Annotated in this window: 10 protein-coding genes; 2 read left to right on the top strand and 8 right to left on the bottom strand. The window is 42.3% G+C overall.

Annotated elements, in window-relative coordinates; genetic code table 11:
• Positions 1-16: 16 nt before the first annotated feature.
• Entirely contained in the window at positions 17-682 is a 666-nt protein-coding gene (locus B3Z75_RS07275; RefSeq protein ID WP_294069267.1) for a Crp/Fnr family transcriptional regulator, read from the bottom strand.
• A gap of 246 nt (positions 683-928) precedes the next feature.
• Here B3Z75_RS07275 and hcp point away from each other — a divergent pair, with 246 nt between their 5' ends.
• Together hcp and B3Z75_RS07265 are read left to right on the top strand one after the other, a co-directional pair.
• The gene (gene hcp / locus B3Z75_RS07270; RefSeq protein WP_414702875.1) at positions 929-2,587 is read left to right on the top strand and encodes a hydroxylamine reductase; all 1,659 of its coding nucleotides are present in this window, start codon (positions 929-931) and stop codon (positions 2,585-2,587) included.
• 79 nt (positions 2,588-2,666) lie between these two features.
• Positions 2,667-3,905, top strand: a complete 1,239-nt coding sequence (locus B3Z75_RS07265; protein WP_294069264.1) for a DUF438 domain-containing protein — start codon at positions 2,667-2,669, stop codon at positions 3,903-3,905.
• An 88-nt stretch (positions 3,906-3,993) separates the two neighbouring features.
• On the opposite strand, the gene B3Z75_RS07260 is transcribed toward B3Z75_RS07265, so the two are convergent.
• The 7 genes from B3Z75_RS07260 to B3Z75_RS07230 all read right to left on the bottom strand — a co-directional run bounded on the left by B3Z75_RS07260 (position 3,994) and on the right by B3Z75_RS07230 (position 18,823).
• Positions 3,994-5,415, bottom strand: coding sequence for an alpha/beta hydrolase family protein (locus B3Z75_RS07260; RefSeq protein ID WP_294069261.1), 1,422 nt, complete (start codon positions 5,413-5,415; stop codon positions 3,994-3,996).
• Between the two features lie 14 nt (positions 5,416-5,429).
• Entirely contained in the window at positions 5,430-8,576 is a 3,147-nt protein-coding gene (locus tag B3Z75_RS07255; RefSeq protein WP_294069258.1) for a glycoside hydrolase family 2 protein, read from the bottom strand.
• A 12-nt stretch (positions 8,577-8,588) separates the two neighbouring features.
• Positions 8,589-10,127: a glycoside hydrolase family 28 protein gene (locus B3Z75_RS07250; RefSeq protein WP_294069255.1), complete on the bottom strand. Its 1,539-nt coding sequence runs from the start codon at positions 10,125-10,127 to the stop codon at positions 8,589-8,591.
• A 15-nt stretch (positions 10,128-10,142) separates the two neighbouring features.
• Positions 10,143-13,265, bottom strand: a complete 3,123-nt coding sequence (locus B3Z75_RS07245; RefSeq protein WP_294069252.1) for a glycoside hydrolase family 2 protein — start codon at positions 13,263-13,265, stop codon at positions 10,143-10,145.
• A 47-nt stretch (positions 13,266-13,312) separates the two neighbouring features.
• Positions 13,313-16,705, bottom strand: a complete 3,393-nt coding sequence (locus tag B3Z75_RS07240; RefSeq protein ID WP_294069249.1) for a glycoside hydrolase family 28 protein — start codon at positions 16,703-16,705, stop codon at positions 13,313-13,315.
• Between the two features lie 2 nt (positions 16,706-16,707).
• Entirely contained in the window at positions 16,708-17,790 is a 1,083-nt protein-coding gene (locus B3Z75_RS07235; RefSeq protein ID WP_294069246.1) for a hypothetical protein, read from the bottom strand.
• An 82-nt stretch (positions 17,791-17,872) separates the two neighbouring features.
• On the bottom strand, positions 17,873-18,823 hold the full coding sequence (locus B3Z75_RS07230; protein ID WP_294069243.1) for a formylglycine-generating enzyme family protein: 951 nt from the start codon (positions 18,821-18,823) through the stop codon (positions 17,873-17,875).
• Positions 18,824-18,839 lie beyond the last annotated feature (16 nt).

The following is an 18,839-nucleotide window of genomic DNA, read 5'->3' as shown; positions in this document are numbered from 1 at the left end:
ACACCTTCTCCACCCGCTACACCATCTCCTCCAGCTTGCGACGGTCCAGCACGGTGAGCTCTCGTTTGTAAAGTTGAATGGCGCCCTCCCGGATGAGTTCACCGAGGGTGCGGGCCAGCGACGGACGTTGAACCCCGAAATACTCTGCCAGCTGTGCCTGCGTTCTCCTGACGACGAACGACGGTGTCTGAACCGTGGTGTTTTCAAGGATATAGAGCGATAGCTTTCCTTTCAAACTCTTGATCGACATCATCTGCACCTTCTTGGAAAGAAAAACCGTCATGTTGGAGTTTACCCGCATGAAATTGGTCATCAGCGTTTCGTTCAGCATCATCTCTTTCAGCCATACCGGCTTGGGGATAAGGTAAAAAACCGTTTCTTCCATGGTGATCACATCCACCGGATACCGGCTTTCGGCAGCAACCAGGAAAGCGGGCGCCAGCGGCCTCACAGGTTCAATGAATTCTATTTCCAGCACATTGCCCTCCTTGGTCACCATCTCCGTGCGCACGAGCCCCTTCACCAGCAGGATAAGGTGATGGACCTGATCGCCCTGCCGGACCACGTAATTGCCTTTCTCTACCGTGCGCGCTTCGCTTACGGCGCGTTCCAGTATCTTTTCTGTTTCATCCGGAGTGAGATGAAAGAAAAGCGGGCAGGATGATAAATCGTATACGGCCATGGTCTTGTTTACTCACAAAGATAGGATAAAATGAAAAGAGCATAAAAATATCCGCACAAAATATTTCGTACAGATGGTTATAGTATCGGTACTCGATGAATTACACCTCGGGGAAAAACCGTTTTCGGGCACACATCCCAAAGTATGTTAAATATTCGGGGATGTAACCTCGGTTACAGGAATCGGATGTTGGAAGCAATATTTTTGCAACGGTTATCAGAAATCACCACAAAAAGATAATAAAATATGGAAAAAATGTTTTGCTACCAGTGTCAGGAAACCAGTAAGAACGAGGGATGTACCGTGAGGGGTGTCTGCGGAAAAACGGCCGATGTGGCTAACTTGCAGGACCTGCTGATGTTCCTCTGCAAGGGAATCTCACACTACACGGTGCGCCTGAGAGGACTGGGAATTGAAATCCCTCAGATCAACCGGTTTATCACCGACAGCCTCTTCATGACCATCACCAACGCCAACTTCGACAAAAGCAGATTTATCACACGTATTTTGATGGCGTACGAGATGAGAAACGCCGCGAAAGAACGATTGATCGCTGCCGGAGGATCGGTGGAGGGAATCACCTTCGACGGGGCATTCTGGACAGGCGAGACCGAGGAGGAGATGGCTGAAAAAGCGCTCGAAGTGGGCATACTGGCCTGTGACAACGAAGACATCCGCTCCCTGCGCGAGCTGACAACCTACGGGCTGAAGGGTATGGCTGCCTATGCAGAGCATGCGTTCAACCTGGGACAGGAGCAGGATACGATTTATGCGTTCACCCAACGGGCGCTGGTGGCCGTAACAGACGACTCCCTGTCGGCCGATGAGCTGACTGCCCTGGCACTCGAGACCGGCAAATACGGCGTGGAGGTAATGGCACTCCTCGACCAGGCAAATACCTCCAGCTACGGGCATCCGGAGATCACAAAGGTGAACCTGGGCGTGCGCAACAACCCGGGCATCCTGATCAGCGGACACGACCTGAAAGATATGGAGGAGCTGCTCAAGCAGACCGAAGGTACCGGCGTGGATGTATATACCCACAGCGAGATGCTGCCGGCAAACTACTACCCTGCCTTCAAGAAATACGACCACTTCGTCGGCAACTACGGTAGCTCGTGGTGGCACCAGACCGAAGATTTTGAAAACTTCAACGGAGTGATCCTCTTCACCACCAACTGCATTGTGCCCCCGAAGAAATCATCGACATACGGCGACAGGGTCTACACCACAGGCGCCTCGGGATTTGAAGGATTCAAGCATATCGGGGACCGGAAAGAGGGACAACCCAAGGATTTCTCGGCCATGATTGAACATGCAAAAAAATGTGCTTCGCCGAAAGAGATCGAAACGGGAGAGATCACGGGTGGATTTGCTCACAACCAGGTGATCGCACTGGCCGACAAGGTGGTGGACGCCGTAAAGACAGGCGCCATCCGCAAATTCTTCGTGATGGCCGGCTGCGACGGACGGGTGAAAGGGCGTAATTATTATACCGAGTTTGCCGAAAGACTCCCCAAGGATACGGTGATCCTTACCGCCGGATGTGCCAAGTACCGCTACAACAAGCTGCCCCTGGGAGACATCAATGGCATCCCCCGCGTACTCGACGCCGGACAATGCAACGACAGCTACTCGTTGGTGAGGATCGCGCTGGCTCTCAAGGAGGCATTTGGCCTGAACGACCTGAACGACCTGCCCATTGCCTACAACATTGCCTGGTACGAACAGAAGGCAGTGATTGTACTGCTGGCTCTGCTCTTCCTGGGAGTGAAAAACATTCATCTCGGGCCCACCCTGCCGGCATTCCTCTCGCCCAACGTGGTGAACGTGTTGGTAAACAACTTCGGCATTGCCGGAATCACGGAGGTGGACGAAGACATGAAAGTGATGCTCAGCGCCTGAGCATAAATTAACAGAGAAGCTGCTATTTTTATTGATTCCAAATTGTATATTTGCCGAATAACTTGCTAATAAGAACATCATGAGCGAACTGATCGACAACTCATCGCAACGCAAAGAACTGCTCAAGCACCTCTTGCTCCGGTTACACGAAGGCGAGAACGCGGAAGTTTTGCGTCAACAGCTAATCAACGCCCTGCAACAAATCCCCTACAACGAGGTGGTAGAAGTGGAGCAGGAACTGATTAACAGCAACGCGCTCACAGAAGAGGAGATCCTCGACTTTTGCGACCTGCACACGGCGGTACTCGACGGAAGCATCGACCTGCAGGGGGCGGCCCCCATCCCTGCGGGTCATCCCGTAGATACCTTCAGAAAGGAAAACATCGCCCTGAAGAAGGAGATTGACAGCTACCACACGGTGAAGGAGCAAATTGGACAGATAAGCGACAGCCAGGTACCGGGATACGTGATGCAGCTGCGCACGCTCTTCAACAACTTCTCGGACGTGGAGAAGCACTACCTGCGCAAGGAGTACCTGCTCTTTCCCTTCCTGGAGAAGCATCTGATTACAGGCCCTCCGAAAGTGATGTGGGGCAAACACGACGAGACGCGTGCGTTGCTGAAGAACGCACACGAGGCCCTCACCGCACCCTTGAAAAGCGCGGAAGAGCTGCGCTCGCTGGCAGAGCTGGTGCTTGACCACACGGTGGAGATGCTGGAGGGCATGATCATGAAGGAGGAGGAGATCCTGCTCCCCATGGCAATGGATACCCTCACCGAAGAGGAGTGGTATAAAATCTATAACGAGACGGGCGAATTCGGCTATTGCCTGATCGACCCGGAGGAGGAGTGGAAGCCGGCGGGCATGCAGGCGGAGAAAAAGGAGTATGTGACGGCCAATGCCATACGCCTCTCGTCGGGGGCCTTTGACCTCGGCGAGCTGGAGGCGCTCTTCCTGCACCTTCCCATCGACATCACCTTCGTGGACAAGAACGACAAGGTGCGTTTTTTCTCGCACAGTCCCAACAGGGTGTTCGAACGCAACCGCGCCATCCTGGGGCGCGACGTGCGCATGTGCCACCCACCCGGCAGCGTTCATATTGTGGAGCAGATTCTCAACGACTTCAAAAGCGGTAAGGAGAACAAAGCGGTCTTCTGGATGTCGTCGTTCATGAAGACCAGGTTTGTCTACATCGAGTACACAGCCGTACGCAGCAATGAGGGAGAATACCTCGGCGTGGTGGAGGTCACCCAGGACATCACCCGGCTAAGGCAGCTCGAAGGGGATCAGCGTCTGTTATCGTATGAGCAGAAATAGGTGCGATATCCCGCCGGACAGGAAGGTGGACGATCTGCTGTGCGACTATCCGGAACCGGGCAAGAGGGCTCAGGTTGACCAATCCAAGTTATTTTTGAGAATCGATCAAGAACATTTTTAAAGATTCTATGCCCATCATCGCATTTTCCGGAAAAGGATTATTAGTCCCAAAAACATACATTTCAGTAGCAGGTTCCACTGTTACTTTTGATTCATCCCATGTCCCATCACTTTTCAGCACATCATTGGTATGCAACCTGAAATGTTCAGTCACAAATTCATACATCGCGATTCGTTTGGAATACCCATAATCATGCCCTTCAGAACCCAAATGTACGTTTTTCACATTTTCTTTTTTGTTATACAATGAATAAATATTCTGAAGGTATGGGAATTCAATCTGGGGAACTGTTTCTGTCCAATCATCTCCATCAGATATTACCAATAAGGGTTTGGGTGAAATTAACGCAGCTATTTCAGCATTGTTCGTATTCAGGCCATTATCCATGAAATGAATAGGCATTCCACTTTCGCAAGGGCATCCTCCGTAAAAATGCGAGGAAACCATGACAGCCGGAACACTCAGTGTAATTCTATCATCGACCGCAGCTATGATAAATGTCTGTGTTCCGCCACCCGATGCTCCGGTAACTCCTACGCGTTCGGGATCTGCCCCCTTCAAAGACAACAAGAAGTCAAGAGCCCGCATCGAGTTCCAAGTCTGCATAGTTAGCGCAATACCCTGTCGATGATCTTTTAACGGAAACTGATAATTAGATTCACCCCAGGCAAACATGTCGTAACTAAAAACCATGACACCCATTCTCGCCAATGTTGCACAACGTTTCTGCTGATCTTCGCGATAACGACCTCGTTCGTTTGGTATCGATTTATCAATTTTATTGTAGAAATGGCCGTGGGGTGAAAGCATTACAGGATTTTTCTTTACCAACTTGAGAGGCATGTACAATGTACCCGAAAGATAAACGCCCGGCAGAACTTCTAAAGCCACATTCTCTGCACTGTAACCATCATGTTTTCTATAATTTGTGCGAATTGGATTCAGGGAGGTTTCTTTCGGAAAATGATGTATTCCCAATTTACTCAATATATTTTGCCGGACCTCTTTCTTTCGAGCTTCCCAAGCAGAAAGAGTTGGGTAACTAGCCAGCAAATTCCGGAGTTGTACCTCTCCTTCCGCATAAGGTTTTCGAAAATATTCCCATGATTTAATTTCGTAAGTATCCTTTGCTTTTACGATGTAACGAAGTTCCAATGGCATCAGGACATGTTGCAAAGTACTTTCAACATCGGAAAATAATTTCCAACCGGCATATTCTACCATGTTATCCTTTAATATTTTATCTTCGTATTGCAGTTTTACATTGTATGTTTTTTCAATTAAATCCAGAACATCTTTCAAAGGTTGGATGTAAGTTTTTTGAGGCTCCTGAGCATGCATGGTATTCAAAACGAATATGCAGACTGCCAGCAATACTATCTTTCTCATTGTCATCTCTTTTTTTAAAGTTGAATATCGGGAATAAAAATTGCTTTTCCAGCAGTCAACCGATAGAAAATATGTTCTTGTCTCGTACCCAATTTCGCATCACCCGTAAGATAAAAAATTCTTTTTACCCACGGATTTACGTCACTTAAATATTTCAGGTAATGTTCTTTCTCTTCAGTGTTTAAGGTATTGAACCTGTCATAAACACGACCGACAATATCATGAATGTCTAAACTTTCAGTTGAAATTACACCCGGTATTTTTTCCTTTGTTCCCGGAAGTAATACGACTGAATTTTCAGAAACGGTGAGTAATTTCTTTTTTTCACGTTCGATATTCACCTCGTTACCATACGAAATCAATTCTTTCAAAAAGTATTCTTTTAAATCAGATTTCATTTTTTCCGGTAAACCTGTTTTATCGATGATCTGTTTCAGGGTAGAAAAACGGTTGAAGTTATTGATGTTGTAATTCAATTCCGAGGCGTACAGGACACCCTCACCGTTAAAGCATATTTTTGTCAGGATGTTGATCAACGCTGAAAATTCAGCAGATTCTGCATTTAATAAAGGATTGTTTTCCGCCAAAGTCTGAGTTAATACATTGGGAACATTCTGCTTTGCGGTAATTCTAAGGTCAGCACTCTGTTCACGAACAACCGGCAATACCTCTTCATTATCAGCCATGACTTCGTTTGAATTTTGAATCACTTTTTCCCTTCCGGCCTGATTCAGGATATGTTCGATGATTCCATTATCTGCCTCAACAGGAGCTCTTACCGCATCGATGCTCACTTCTCCCATTTTCAATCCGGCAGCAAAGACACGTACGACAATTGTGCCGGGTTCGCCGGTAGACCTGATGACGTTACTTACCGGCATATCGATATAGAGTGTCCCATTTGTATCCATTCTTTTCCCAAAATCGGATTGATATACCGGGTATCCGACCAACGTTGCGGGGCCGGTAACCTCCCATCTCACTGTATTTCTTGCACCAAAGATGTGATTATTCTCATTATCTAAAATATCAGCCGTAATAATTGCAATTGAATTTTGTGCAGCAGTGATTTGAGAATGAGAACTTTTTAATGAAACAACAGCCGGTTCACCGGTGATATGTAATTCCTGTTCAACATGTTGTCCATCTTTCTTCCCTATAGCTGTCAATGTGCCATTTTCTATGGGTACATTTTCAAATTTCACAACATGGAAATTTTCATTTGAAGGCTTCTTGATTCCGAAACGATGTCCGTTTATCTTCAATTCCACACTCTCACAATTGCTGTCTATTTCAATATCTTTTTTCTGACCGATATACTGTGCCCGCCAAAATTGAGGATGAATAAATATCATCGGCTTCCTGCTATAATTGGCTTGCCATAGATAATACGAATATTTAGGCACCCGATAACTATCAACCCACCCTTTGGGATTATAAAAGAGGAGAGGTGCATTTTGATAGCGACGGTCACAACCGTGATCTTCATACAACCAAACGACCAAATTTGACTGATCAATTCGATTGTTTGATGTGCCATCCTGGCTGCTCCTTGCAGCTTCGTGCCGGTGTTGTTCATTAGTAGCATGTTGCTGATTTAAAGGCCGTATATTCATCTCGTCATCATCATACCACCCACGAACATTACAGTTTAACATCTTGGACAGCCGAAAAGATTTGCTGGGTAAATTAATAAATTTTCCAGGGCTCGGACCGGGACAATCCCGGCATGAAATATAACGGGTATTGTCTTCTTCGTATACCCAGCGCGAATCGGCAGCACGATTACTTTCGTCTCCTATATCCCACAATAAAATTGACGGATGATTCCTGTATTGACGAATCAATTCGCGAGCATAGGTCTCCTGAAATTCCAATGTAAAATCAAAATCTTTCACATTTGGAAATTCTCCGCAGGTAATTAAGCCAATTTTGTCGCACAAGTCATACACATAGGGTGCCGAGATATATTGCCCGGGACGGATAAAGTTACAATTTAGATTTTCTTTTATGTCCCGCAAATCCATGTCGTGGATAAAATCAGGAATTGCATCTCCCAGCCAGGGATACTCCTGATGACGATTGAATCCTCGAATATTTACTTCCTCTCCATTGACAAAAAGCGTATTCGTATCAAAATCCCAACGAAATTCACGTATTCCAAAATCTGTTTGATAAATATCCACCGTTTTATCTTCTATGGCTATTTCAGAAACAGCATGATACATATTTGGGGTATCCGTGTTCCACAATAAAGGATCGGGCACCTCCACTTCTTGTTGAAACATTTCAATATAAAAAGGAACTATCATTTTGGCCGAGATGACTTTTGCTACAACTTTTCCGGTTTTATCAAAGATTGTTGTCGTTAACCTGCATTCTTTATTCTCCGTATATTCATTCTTTACCCAGGTTTTCATATCGAGCAGCGCCTTACTCTTTTCAACAATAGGCGTAGTAAAAAATGTGCCTCCCTCAAATTTTGCAGAACCAGCATATGGCACATACAATTTGTCGGTTACAACGAGTTTTACATTTCGATAAATGCCACCATACACATTCCAACAACCTCCACTCATCGGAGCCACTTTATAATCATCGTCCTGCTTGTTTGACACCGAAACGGCCAGCACATTCTCTCCTCCAAAATTGATATAATCAGTCAGATCAACTGAGAAACCAGTATATCCGCCAAAGTGTTCAGCCATAGGTTTTCCGTTTATGTACACACGACAATTCTTTTGTACACCTTCAAACTCAACGAAAACTTTCTTGCCTTCCAGGCTTTTTTCAACTGTAAATCTTTTTCTATACCAGCCAACCCCATCCCACCAATAGGAATTATCCCTATTTGAGGCATTTTTTATATAAGGATGGAGCTCACCTGTGGTCTCATAAGTGCTCCACGTATGAGGAATTGAAACAATACCCCAATTAGAATCGTCATATTCGGGTCTTTCAAGTATTTTGCTCCAAATCGGATCTTTTGGATCATTCCACCTTCTATCGTTAAATCCCGGATATTTCTGCTTCACTTTTTCTTCCGGAAAATAATTAAAAGTCCAGTTTGTGTTGATCAGCTTTTCGATCCGTCTACCGCTTTGTTGTGAAAAAGCAGACAATACAATGCACAGTAAGATAGAAAGTATGATCGCTCTCATGGCAAAATAGTGTTATCGAAATGTCACATCTTTGACAAACTCATTTATGCGAATATCGGCATCTTGTAGTGAATTGACTTTTACACCATTGATGATAAAATTATCAAAGACAATATGCTGAATGTCGTTTTGTACATCCAATCCGAATATTTCAGAACCGTTTGGAAAAGGTTTGTAAATTTCACAATCTTTAATCAGTACATTCTCGATTCTTCCTTTTCCATACCGATTTTTTATGATGAAATGAATAGGCCGCTGTGTGCCCTTGATATAGCAGTATTCAAAACGATTATTCACAAAGCGGATATTTTTAAAATGTGCTCCATCATTACAGTATAGAACCATTCCACGATCTGAAACAATCACATCATTATTTTCAAAAAGGATATTACTCATGTTTGCAGCTTTTGTTTCAGTGCCTACTTTTAAAGAAGATTTACGCGTCAAAAAGACACAGTCCTTTACTGTAATGTTCTCCAGGTCCTGATTTAAACCCAGATTATTGGTTGTTTTAATGGCGATATTATCGTCGTTGCAATAAGCAAAACAATGGTCGACAAGTATATTCCTTGATGCATCCGGATCAATTCCATCTGTATTTGCCACATTGAAATCATTGATAATTTTCACATTACGCATGACAACTGAATCGGATAACTGAATATGTGTATTCCATGCAGCAGGATCACGAAGGATTACATCCTCGATTAGGATATTCTTACTCCGACGTATCCGGATTAAATTTGCAGGCTTGCCTTGTGCACGGATAATGCTCCCACTTCCATCAATAACTCCCCGACCGGAGATATGTACATTTTCCGCATTGTCTATCAGGATTAACCTTGAAAAAGTCATCCATTCACCGTTGTCGGTATATTCTTCTTTTGCCCGATTCACGTGATCACTTTCCAAGCGATTGTCATCCGTTGGATAATCATTTCGGTTTTCCGAACCTTTTATGACAGCTCCCGCTTCCAGATAAACCTTTGTATTGCTCTTTACCTGCAAAGTGCCGGTATGATACACCCTGGAAGGAAAATAGAGTATTCTCCCACTACCCGAGGCCTTATCAAGCGCATTTTGAAGATGTTTCGTTAACAAAAGGTTTGGGTTACCTTTTGGCAAGAAATCTTCAACATTGACGATATTGCTGCTTTTTGATGAATATATTTCCTCCTGTGGGCTATCAGCAAGGAGGAAAAGATACTGTCCACCATTGATACGGATTACATAATACCCCGGATTGGGAATTCTAAAACGAAGTGATTTACCATTTAAATGGCCGTCGATTTTTTTTATCAGAGGACTTATCTCAAACTCATTGATATCTTCAACGCAGTTTACCTGAATATCAGAACCTGAACTGATACTGAAATGGACGTAGCTAATATCTCTGAACTGCTGGGGACGAACCGACTTTTTACCGATTGTAACCAGGGTATAATATTCCGATTTTGGTGTATTGTCTTCGATATAAATAATCGGTTCCCGACTCCAAACGTGTAATGCGGTCAAAGAAAACAGGACGAAAAATAGAGCTTTATTATTCATTTTAAAATAGTTAAACTAAATTTTTTTATCTGGGAATTTATTTTCCAATAGGCTTTTTACAGGGGGAATATAAATCACCTTTTCTTTCTCAATCGTATAAATATCAGTACGTATTTTTGTTTTCCTGTCACGAATATACGTATAAGAAATATACGGATTGATTCGCTGAACCAAATCCAACGCTTTTTTCATTTCATCCCCGGAAAATTTTTTGGTCTCGGGATAAAGATCACGGATTATTTTTTGTAAATCCGTTTCCTGTGTGTAATATACATCCTTCACCAAGCCCTTTTGTGGTGATACCATTACTGTTTTCCCACCCACGGGAATTAAAGAAATTAACTGTTTCTCGTTTACAAAATTTTTATCTCTTCCATTATCCACGATGAGACCTGAATAATACGCCGCAAGTTGATCCTTAAATGGTAGCGGAAGTTTGGTGCCGGCAATAAAGCGTGTTATTTCACGCGAAATATTATATTGTTCCACCACAAAGTTATAATCATCTGCCACCAATCGCCCGTTATTCGCTTCCATCATCTGATAAAACTTATTGATTACGTGACGAAAATCAACAGTAGTCGTATCAATTTTGGGGTTCTCGGAATAAATAAAGTTGCGAATTTGTTTTCTGAGATTTTCTTTATCACCAAGCGGGTATTGCAATTCACCCGTGTATTCTTTCATTTCCTCCGGGGCAACAATTCGTGTAATTTGTTCTGTATTTTTCTTTACAGCCTCTCTACCCTCATCAACCAGGACAGGTTCTGAAATTCCTTTCACAGCCAGGGTATCCTGATATTCATCAAATACAATTTCAATCTCTCCACTCAGTAGTCCGGCTGACGATACGGTCACTTTTGCTTTTCCCTTTTTTCCGGTTGAACGGATCAAATTGATTGTCGGCACGTCAATATACATCGTTCCTTCATATACCTCTGTCTGATTTATATCACTGTTATAAAGCTCAGGCCCTACCAGCGTGGCAACTCCTGAGACATCCCATTTCAAAGGATTATTTGCTCCGATCACAGGAATACCGTTTGCATCCACAATGTTTGCCTTGATCTCCACAATCTCGTTTTTGACTGCCATTCCTTTTGAACGACTTGCAGCAATCACAATTTTTGAAGGATCACCCGACATGGTGATTTTGTTCTCAACCTGTTTGCCATCTTTACGTTTTGCAATTGCCGCAATTGTTCCATCAACAATAAGTACATCGGGGAATGTCAAAGTAAACTGGTTTTTAGCATTCGGATATTGTCTCCCAGCAGATTTTCCATTTACGAAAAGTTCCACTTCATCACAATTGGAATGTACTACGATATTTTTTTTCTGACCTATATATTGGGGGCGCCAATAATTATATTGAATGAATACCATTGGTTTTGTAGCAAAATTAGCCTGCCACAGGTAGTATTTGTATTTGGGATTACGCCAGGAATCTACCCAACCTTTTGGATTAACATGCTTTAGCGGAGCATTCACATATTCACGGTCCGCACCATGGTCTGCATATAACCATACCGATCCGTAATGCGATTGCACATCTCTTTCTATTGCCCTATTCACGTCATTCACTTCTGTGCCGGCATGCTGGCTGTCAGTAGGTTCCAAATCTTTTTCATCTGTATCATACCAACCTTTGATGGTACAACGCAAAAATCCTTCAATAGACATGTTCTTTTCACTATGGGGAGCAAAATCACCTGCTGAATTGTTATAGATGTGACGTGATGTGATGATACGGGTTGTATCTTCTTCGTGTGCCCATTTTGAATCTGCGGCATCGGTCGTCTCATTGCCCATGCTCCAGAAAAAGATGGAGGGGTGATTTCTATCACGACGGATGGTTGCCCTGCAAATTTGCTCCTGCACTTCATCGTCAAATTCCTGGTTCTTAATGTTCGGTTGTTCTTCGTTAATGATAATTCCATTCCTGTCTGTAAAATTATAAATGCTTGGATCATGAGGGTAATGCGCTGTACGCATATAATTATGTTCCAGATTGTAACGGATATCATTCATGTCACGTAAAGCAATCCATTTTGGGAAAGCTGCACCAATCCAGGGAAATTCTTCGTGTCTGTTTTGTCCGTTGATACGAACTTCCTTGCCGTTCAACCATAGACGGTCGGTACTGTAATCCCAATGAAAAAAACGGAATCCAAGCGGACTATAATAAGTGTCTACCAGTTTATCACCGACATAGACCTGAGAATACACATTATAAATGTAAGGATTCTCGGGAGACCATAACGTAGGATTTTTTATCTCTTCACTTCTTTGTTCAAAAGTTGCTATTTTACCCGATTCTATGGTTGCATTACTTACCAGAGTGGCCACAATAGAATTGTCTGCTTTGGTAATAATGGATTTTAACGTTACATTCAAAGATCTGTTTTCCTCATTCTTCACGAATGTTTTCACATTCACCACTCCCTTTTTTGCATCCACAACAGGCGTTGTCACAAAGGTACCTCCTTCGTGCTTGTACGAACCTTGAAAAGGGATATATACCTTGTCCTTTATTACCAATCGCACATCACGCACGATACCCCCATAAACCACCCAATTACCGGCATTCATGGGAGGAATCATAAATTTGTCATTCAACGAATTGTTTACGGCAACAGCCAGGACATTCTCTTCACCAAACTTGACCGCGTCTGTCGCATCCACATAAAAACCGTTAAACCCTCCTTTATGGTCACCCAAGAATTTTCCGTTAAGCCATATTTTACTATATTTCTGAACACCATCAAATTCAAAGAAAATCTTCTTGTCCTTAAACTCATCACCTATTATAATGCTTTTACGGTACCATCCCCAACCATCCCACCAATAGGGACTATCCTTTGCGGAAGCATTTTTAATATATGGGTGCAACTCGCCCGTGGTCTCATAAGTCATCCAGGTATGGGGAATCGCAATGGTACTCCATTTTGAATCATCGAAGGTAATGGATTCATACCCATTTTTGTCAGCGTCTTCTTCCGGGAAATAATTGAAAGTCCACTGCGTATCAATATTTTTTTCAATACGCCTGGTAGCGGATTGTTTAAATATACCGGCGGCAAAAGAACCTGTTACGGTTAAAACAACAGCAAGCATTAAAATAATTAGTTTCTTCATACTCTCGTGTATATATAGTTTTTATAATTTATCACAATCAGTTTTATTTATTCAAATTTTATCGTACTATTGGTTTTATCATCGAAATATGTATCGGCAACCGAAGTAACCAGCTTATCACCCACTTTTACATTTATAAAAGTAACATCCATATCCGATGCCGTTGTAAAATTAGGATCTCTAAATAGTCTGAAGCCGTTGGGGAACATCTGCTCAAAATTGCAGTCTTCAAATCGCACATTCAAAATTTTCCCGATATGATTTTGCGTTGCATCCCGTTTTGAAAGGTTTACATTAATTCCACGCTTTTGTGCATCAGGATAATTGTATTCTATTCGATTATTTTTAAACAAGACCCCGTTTATTACGGCTCGATCTTGCACGTCGATTGCCATAGCCCTATCGCTTTCAATCACATCGTTATTTTCAAAAACTATATTCTTTATACTTCCACAGCGAGTTTCAGTTCCAATTTTTAGCGATGATTTTTTTGTCAGAAAAACATTATTCCGTATCGTAATATCTTTCACATCTTTTATCACTTTCGGGGAACCTGTACCCACGCATTTAATTGCTATATTGTCATCACCTGCCCATCCAAAGCAATTTTCAATGAGTACCCGCTGTGAAGCGTCCGGATCCCACCCGTCAAAGTTTGTTAGATGGGCATTTGTATTGGGATTGTTCAACATCTTACAGTAACGAAACGAAATATCGCTACTTCCTACAATATGTGTATTCCATCGAGAAGCATCTTTTAGAAGTATACCATCGAAAGTAATATTCCGCGAGTTTACAATAAATAGTAATCGCATAGCCTCTTTTCCATCCGAACCGTTGGGGTACTTTACGGCTCTAAAGTATGTTCCATTTCCATCAAAGCCTCCTAATCCGGTAATATGGATGTTTTTAGCATCCCGAATATAGATAAACCGATTTGAGCCACCACCATCCATATCCAAGTAGGGTTCCAACGATTCAGTGCTTGCCAACAAGATTGCCCCCTTTTCGAAGTGTATTTTGGAATCGCTGTGAATACGAAGCATTGAAGTAGAATAAATCCCTTGTGGAAAATAAAGCGTGGCATTTTTTCCTGAAATATCATTCAAAGCTTTTTGAATACGTACTGTTTCATTCTTATTCCCTGTGTTATCCACATGATATTTTTTTGTAATATCAATCATTTCACCGTCTGGTATTTTGTAGGGTTTATCGACTAGCAATACCAATCTCTTTGTAAAATCTTGGTTTTTTGCAAATCGAATTACAAAATAACCAGGTTCGTTTATGGTAAACCGGAGTGTGTTATTCTCCAATTTCCCCTGTATATTCCGACTTTTAGGGGAGATTTCCCAATCATTCTCTAACACATGATAACCTTTAACATTTACAGAGATATTCATGGGAGTTCCTTCATAAACAAGTTGAGCATATTGATACGAATTGAGATTGTAAGACATCGGCACATCGTTCTGTTGCATTACGGGAATTTGATGATCGTTACAAGTCAGTGTATATGTTTGAGCGACGGGTGACTGATTACTCGTTTCACTTTTATTCCAGATGGGTGCAGGCTCAGTGAATGGGAAACGCTGAACATTTACTTTTGATGTATTGATATCTGTTGCATCTTCAAACACAATTCCGGGACGGATATCAGTATGTTTTACGCTCACATTCACATTCCTGAGCGTTAATCCTTCGATATGCCGGAAATAGAGTCCGTATGCCGGACAGGTTCCGTAAATATTAAATTCAGGGTATTTGTCGATGTTCTCAGGTATATCCCTGTAAATGTATTCTTTATCCATTATACTTCCATAATAGAGGAAATCACAATCTTCAATGGTCAGATTCTCGATTTTTTGATTGGGTACCCCCCCGATAGCAGAACCGACTCCCGGACCATTGCGGACTTCCACATATCCAATGCCGGTATTACGGACATTTCGAATCGTAATATTTTTCATGGTACCTTGTGGTGCCGGATTGGGACCACCTTGAAAAGTCCTTCCGCGACTTCCAAGACGAATAAACAATGGTGTGGCACATCCCCTCAGCAATATATTTTCATACAAAATATTCTCCACTGTCGCTCCATCTACACTTTCAATTGCAATTCCATAACGTGCAAAACCTTCCACATTTCGTACCGTGAGATTTTTCACTCCACCATGCGTTTCGGTACCTACTTTCACTAAATGACAATTGGCATAGCGAGATGTCACATCTTCCACCAAAATATTTTCACCAATCTCCATCGAAAGTGATTTTATACAAATTACGTCATCTCCGGCCAGAGCACGAATTCCACGCACAACTACATTTTTACATCCACTAATGTCTGTTCCATCCTGATTGTGTGTTCCGGTATAACATCGTATGTTTTGATTGATCAGATACAGATTGGAACACGCTTCGTAGTATTGAGTCCAGTTTGCACTGCGAATCAAAGAAATACTATCGACTGACACATCTGCACATTTAATCATTCTGATGAGTCTCGGGCGTTCATCTTCATTTCCTTTGCCGCGCCATGGAAAGCCTTCAAAAATGGAATTCCCATCTATAATACCTCCGCCGGTAATTCTGATATTTTGCTTGCTGTCTGCAAAAATAAGTTGATAATGCTCCCCCGAACGAAACGAAGGGATTGTATGCGATATCTTCTGCGGATAATCATCTGGATTCATGGAACCACGTAAAATAGCTCCATTTTCAATGTATAAAGTCACATTGTCTTTCATTTCCAATGTTCCTGAAACATAAATACCATCGTGAATATATACTATTCCCCCACCCCTCGTTGAGGAACATCGATCGATGGCTGATTGAATCTGCCTGGTGTTGATGGTCTTGTTATCGCCAATGGCACCAAACTCTTTTACATCAAATACGCGACCCTTGGGAGGTCTGTTTTCAATCTTATTTTGAGCCTGAAGTGCCACAAAATACATTGGATAATCAGCACTGCCGTTACTTCCCAGCGAAATTTCATCACTTCTTCTAACCTGTTTCGAAAAAACCTCAAAATCACCTGACGCTGTCTTCACATATTGTCCGGTTGATTGATAATCACGCATCCATTTCGGTTTTTCATTTATCAAAACTGAATGTGCAATAAACAGAGTTGCATTCTCTCCAACAGTAAAACGGGCAATGACATCCCCTGAATAATTGTTTGAGCTTACCGAAGTTTGTAGAAAATCTGCACCACGTAAAAAAACAGGGAGTTTGGTTATTGGAATATTTACTTCTCCATAAATGGAAACACCATTTTGCAGGTTCCCCTGTTCGATCCAGTGTGAAGCATTAAAATTATATGTATAGACGTCCCAGATGTCCAGGTTTTTTATCAAACGGGAGTCAGCAAAAAGTGTCATACCTTGTGGCAGATATAACAAGATAATCAGTAATACTATTTCTTTCAACTGTTTCATGATCAACGGTAATCAAGTAAATTTTTTCGGATAATATTCATTATCCTATCTGGGTCTTCAATGTTCCTGGGATAATAATAATAAATCAACTGGTCAATATCCATCTTTAGAAGTTGGGGCATTCCCTTTTCAAGCAAGGGAATATCCTCATCCAGCATATTATGATTCTCCATTAGAAAGAGGGATTTGGTATTATTCGCATGCGCAGCATCAATGAAACGTTGCCCCTGTGTTCCAAGAAGAGTCTTGCCTTCGCGTTCCAATTTACCACCGTCAGCATTCCCCCAAGGCCTGCCATCAGCGCCAAAATAATCCAAATTCTTTATTTCAGCCATTTTAGATACCGTTTTATCATCAAAACTTGCATACATAAAAAGGGAGATGATTTTCTCCGGATACTTGGATTTAATGTGCTCATTTAACCTGGAATAGAAGTTAACGTTGGCTTGAACCTGTTGTTCAATCGTTGGATTTGCACCGAGATTTTTTATCGCTTCGGGTGAATAATCCAAGTCTAATGTTTTGGGCTCATCCCAGATTATTCCTTTAAAATTCCAGGTTGAAAAAAGTTTGTCTACCATTTTCTCGAAAAAGAGATAGGTGTCAGGATGATGAATACTGCTTATTCTACCGGAAATGGAAGTGTCAAAAGCCGAACCATCTTTGTTGAGCACCCATGTTTGTGGATTGCGAGTTGTGAAAACACTCGGAACCTTGGGTGAACCCGCCAACATTCCTCCCCAGCGTGAAGGAACAGCAAAGACATCCATCCCCAATTTATTAGCTTCTTTAATAATAAATTCTATGTTTTCATACGCAGCATCAAAATCCTGCTCTAATATGGCTAAGCTTATTGCATTTGTCCCAGCTTTTGCCATCCAATTCAAATCCTCCCTGATCTGGCTTGGAACCATCGTATACATATGAGCACGATAGTATAGAGCGTTCAGATATTTTCCACTCTCTCTGTATTGGAGTTTGTTAAATCCCGCTCTAGGTAAAGTGTCTTTTTGTATACAACCAAAAATGGAAAATAGTAATAATAGAAAAACGGAAAAAATAAAACAGAATATTTTTTTTCGCATACGGAAATGTTTACAGTTATTTGATTAACACGGGAAGGAAGTATTCCCGTGTTAATCACTTTTTGAACTCTGTTGATTTTGGTTATATGTCCATCACTACTCTAAAACCAATTTCTTCAGAGCGGGTTCCGGGTGCCATATATAAACGCACATACACATTACTCATATATTGCGGCGAAAACCAACTCCCTCCCCGAAGTATTTTATAAATACCGTCAAGAGGGCCTTGAGGATTCTCGATGTTTTCCCCGGATTCAGTGTAATAATTTTCTCCATACCAATCACTGCACCACTCCATAACATTCCCACACATATCGTAAATACCAAATAAGTTTTTACCGGACGACATGGAAGCCACACTATGAGCCATCCAGCCATTGAATACAACCGTCTCTCCTCTCGAATTGACTACAGTTTTAATATCTGCCGAAGAATTATCATATATCCAGCCTGCTTTTTTGGCATTCTTTTCATTTTGGGAGCTAAATAACAAGTTACCTTTTGGATCATTGGGCACTCTCGCAGCATACTCCCATTCGGCTTCAGTGGGCAGGCGCCCACCCAACCATTGTGCAAATGCAGCCGCTTCTTTCCAGGTTATTCCAACGATCGGATAATTTTCTCGATCACCATATTTTGTCCATCCCCAGAATGGCTCTTCGGGCATAGACACTTTGCCCGGGTTACTTTCAACAAATTTACGATACTGAGCTACTGTAACCTCTTTCGTCATTATACGAAAACTGTTTAGAGCAACAGTATGTACAGGAGACTGATTTTGGAGTTGTCCATCACTGTCACTTGTAGAGGGCTCTCTTCCCATGCCATACGTATCACCGGCTATTGTTACCCAGTCACCTGCAGGAACAATGGTTGTATAATCATCTACAGATTTTGTGATTTCTATATCCGGCCCGGCATCCGGTATTGGATCGGAAGAAAAGTCATCCGGAATCTCATCGCACGAAGCCAATATGAAAACGAGTAACAGACTCTGCAAAAGGTATATTAATTGTTTAAAATTCTTTTCCATAACATTAAATTTATTT

It is taken from the genome of Proteiniphilum sp. UBA1028 (assembly GCF_002316955.1).
Classification (GTDB): domain Bacteria; phylum Bacteroidota; class Bacteroidia; order Bacteroidales; family Dysgonomonadaceae; genus Proteiniphilum.
Note: the sequence above shows the minus strand (reverse complement) of the source record. Positions and strands in the feature narration are given on the sequence as shown.

Excerpts from the sequence above, each read along its gene's own strand:
- B3Z75_RS07250 (WP_294069255.1), bottom strand. The coding sequence starts at position 10,127 with ATGAATAATAAAGCTCTATTTTTCGTCCTGTTTTCTTTGACCGCATTA.
- B3Z75_RS07230 (WP_294069243.1), bottom strand. The coding sequence starts at position 18,823 with ATGGAAAAGAATTTTAAACAATTAATATACCTTTTGCAGAGTCTGTTA.
- B3Z75_RS07265 (WP_294069264.1), top strand. The coding sequence starts at position 2,667 with ATGAGCGAACTGATCGACAACTCATCGCAACGCAAAGAACTGCTCAAG.
- B3Z75_RS07275 (WP_294069267.1), bottom strand. The coding sequence starts at position 682 with ATGGCCGTATACGATTTATCATCCTGCCCGCTTTTCTTTCATCTCACT.
- B3Z75_RS07245 (WP_294069252.1), bottom strand. The coding sequence starts at position 13,265 with ATGAAGAAACTAATTATTTTAATGCTTGCTGTTGTTTTAACCGTAACA.
- hcp (WP_414702875.1), top strand. The coding sequence starts at position 929 with ATGGAAAAAATGTTTTGCTACCAGTGTCAGGAAACCAGTAAGAACGAG.
- B3Z75_RS07235 (WP_294069246.1), bottom strand. The coding sequence starts at position 17,790 with ATGCGAAAAAAAATATTCTGTTTTATTTTTTCCGTTTTTCTATTATTA.
- B3Z75_RS07255 (WP_294069258.1), bottom strand. The coding sequence starts at position 8,576 with ATGAGAGCGATCATACTTTCTATCTTACTGTGCATTGTATTGTCTGCT.
- B3Z75_RS07260 (WP_294069261.1), bottom strand. The coding sequence starts at position 5,415 with ATGAGAAAGATAGTATTGCTGGCAGTCTGCATATTCGTTTTGAATACC.
- B3Z75_RS07240 (WP_294069249.1), bottom strand. The coding sequence starts at position 16,705 with ATGAAACAGTTGAAAGAAATAGTATTACTGATTATCTTGTTATATCTG.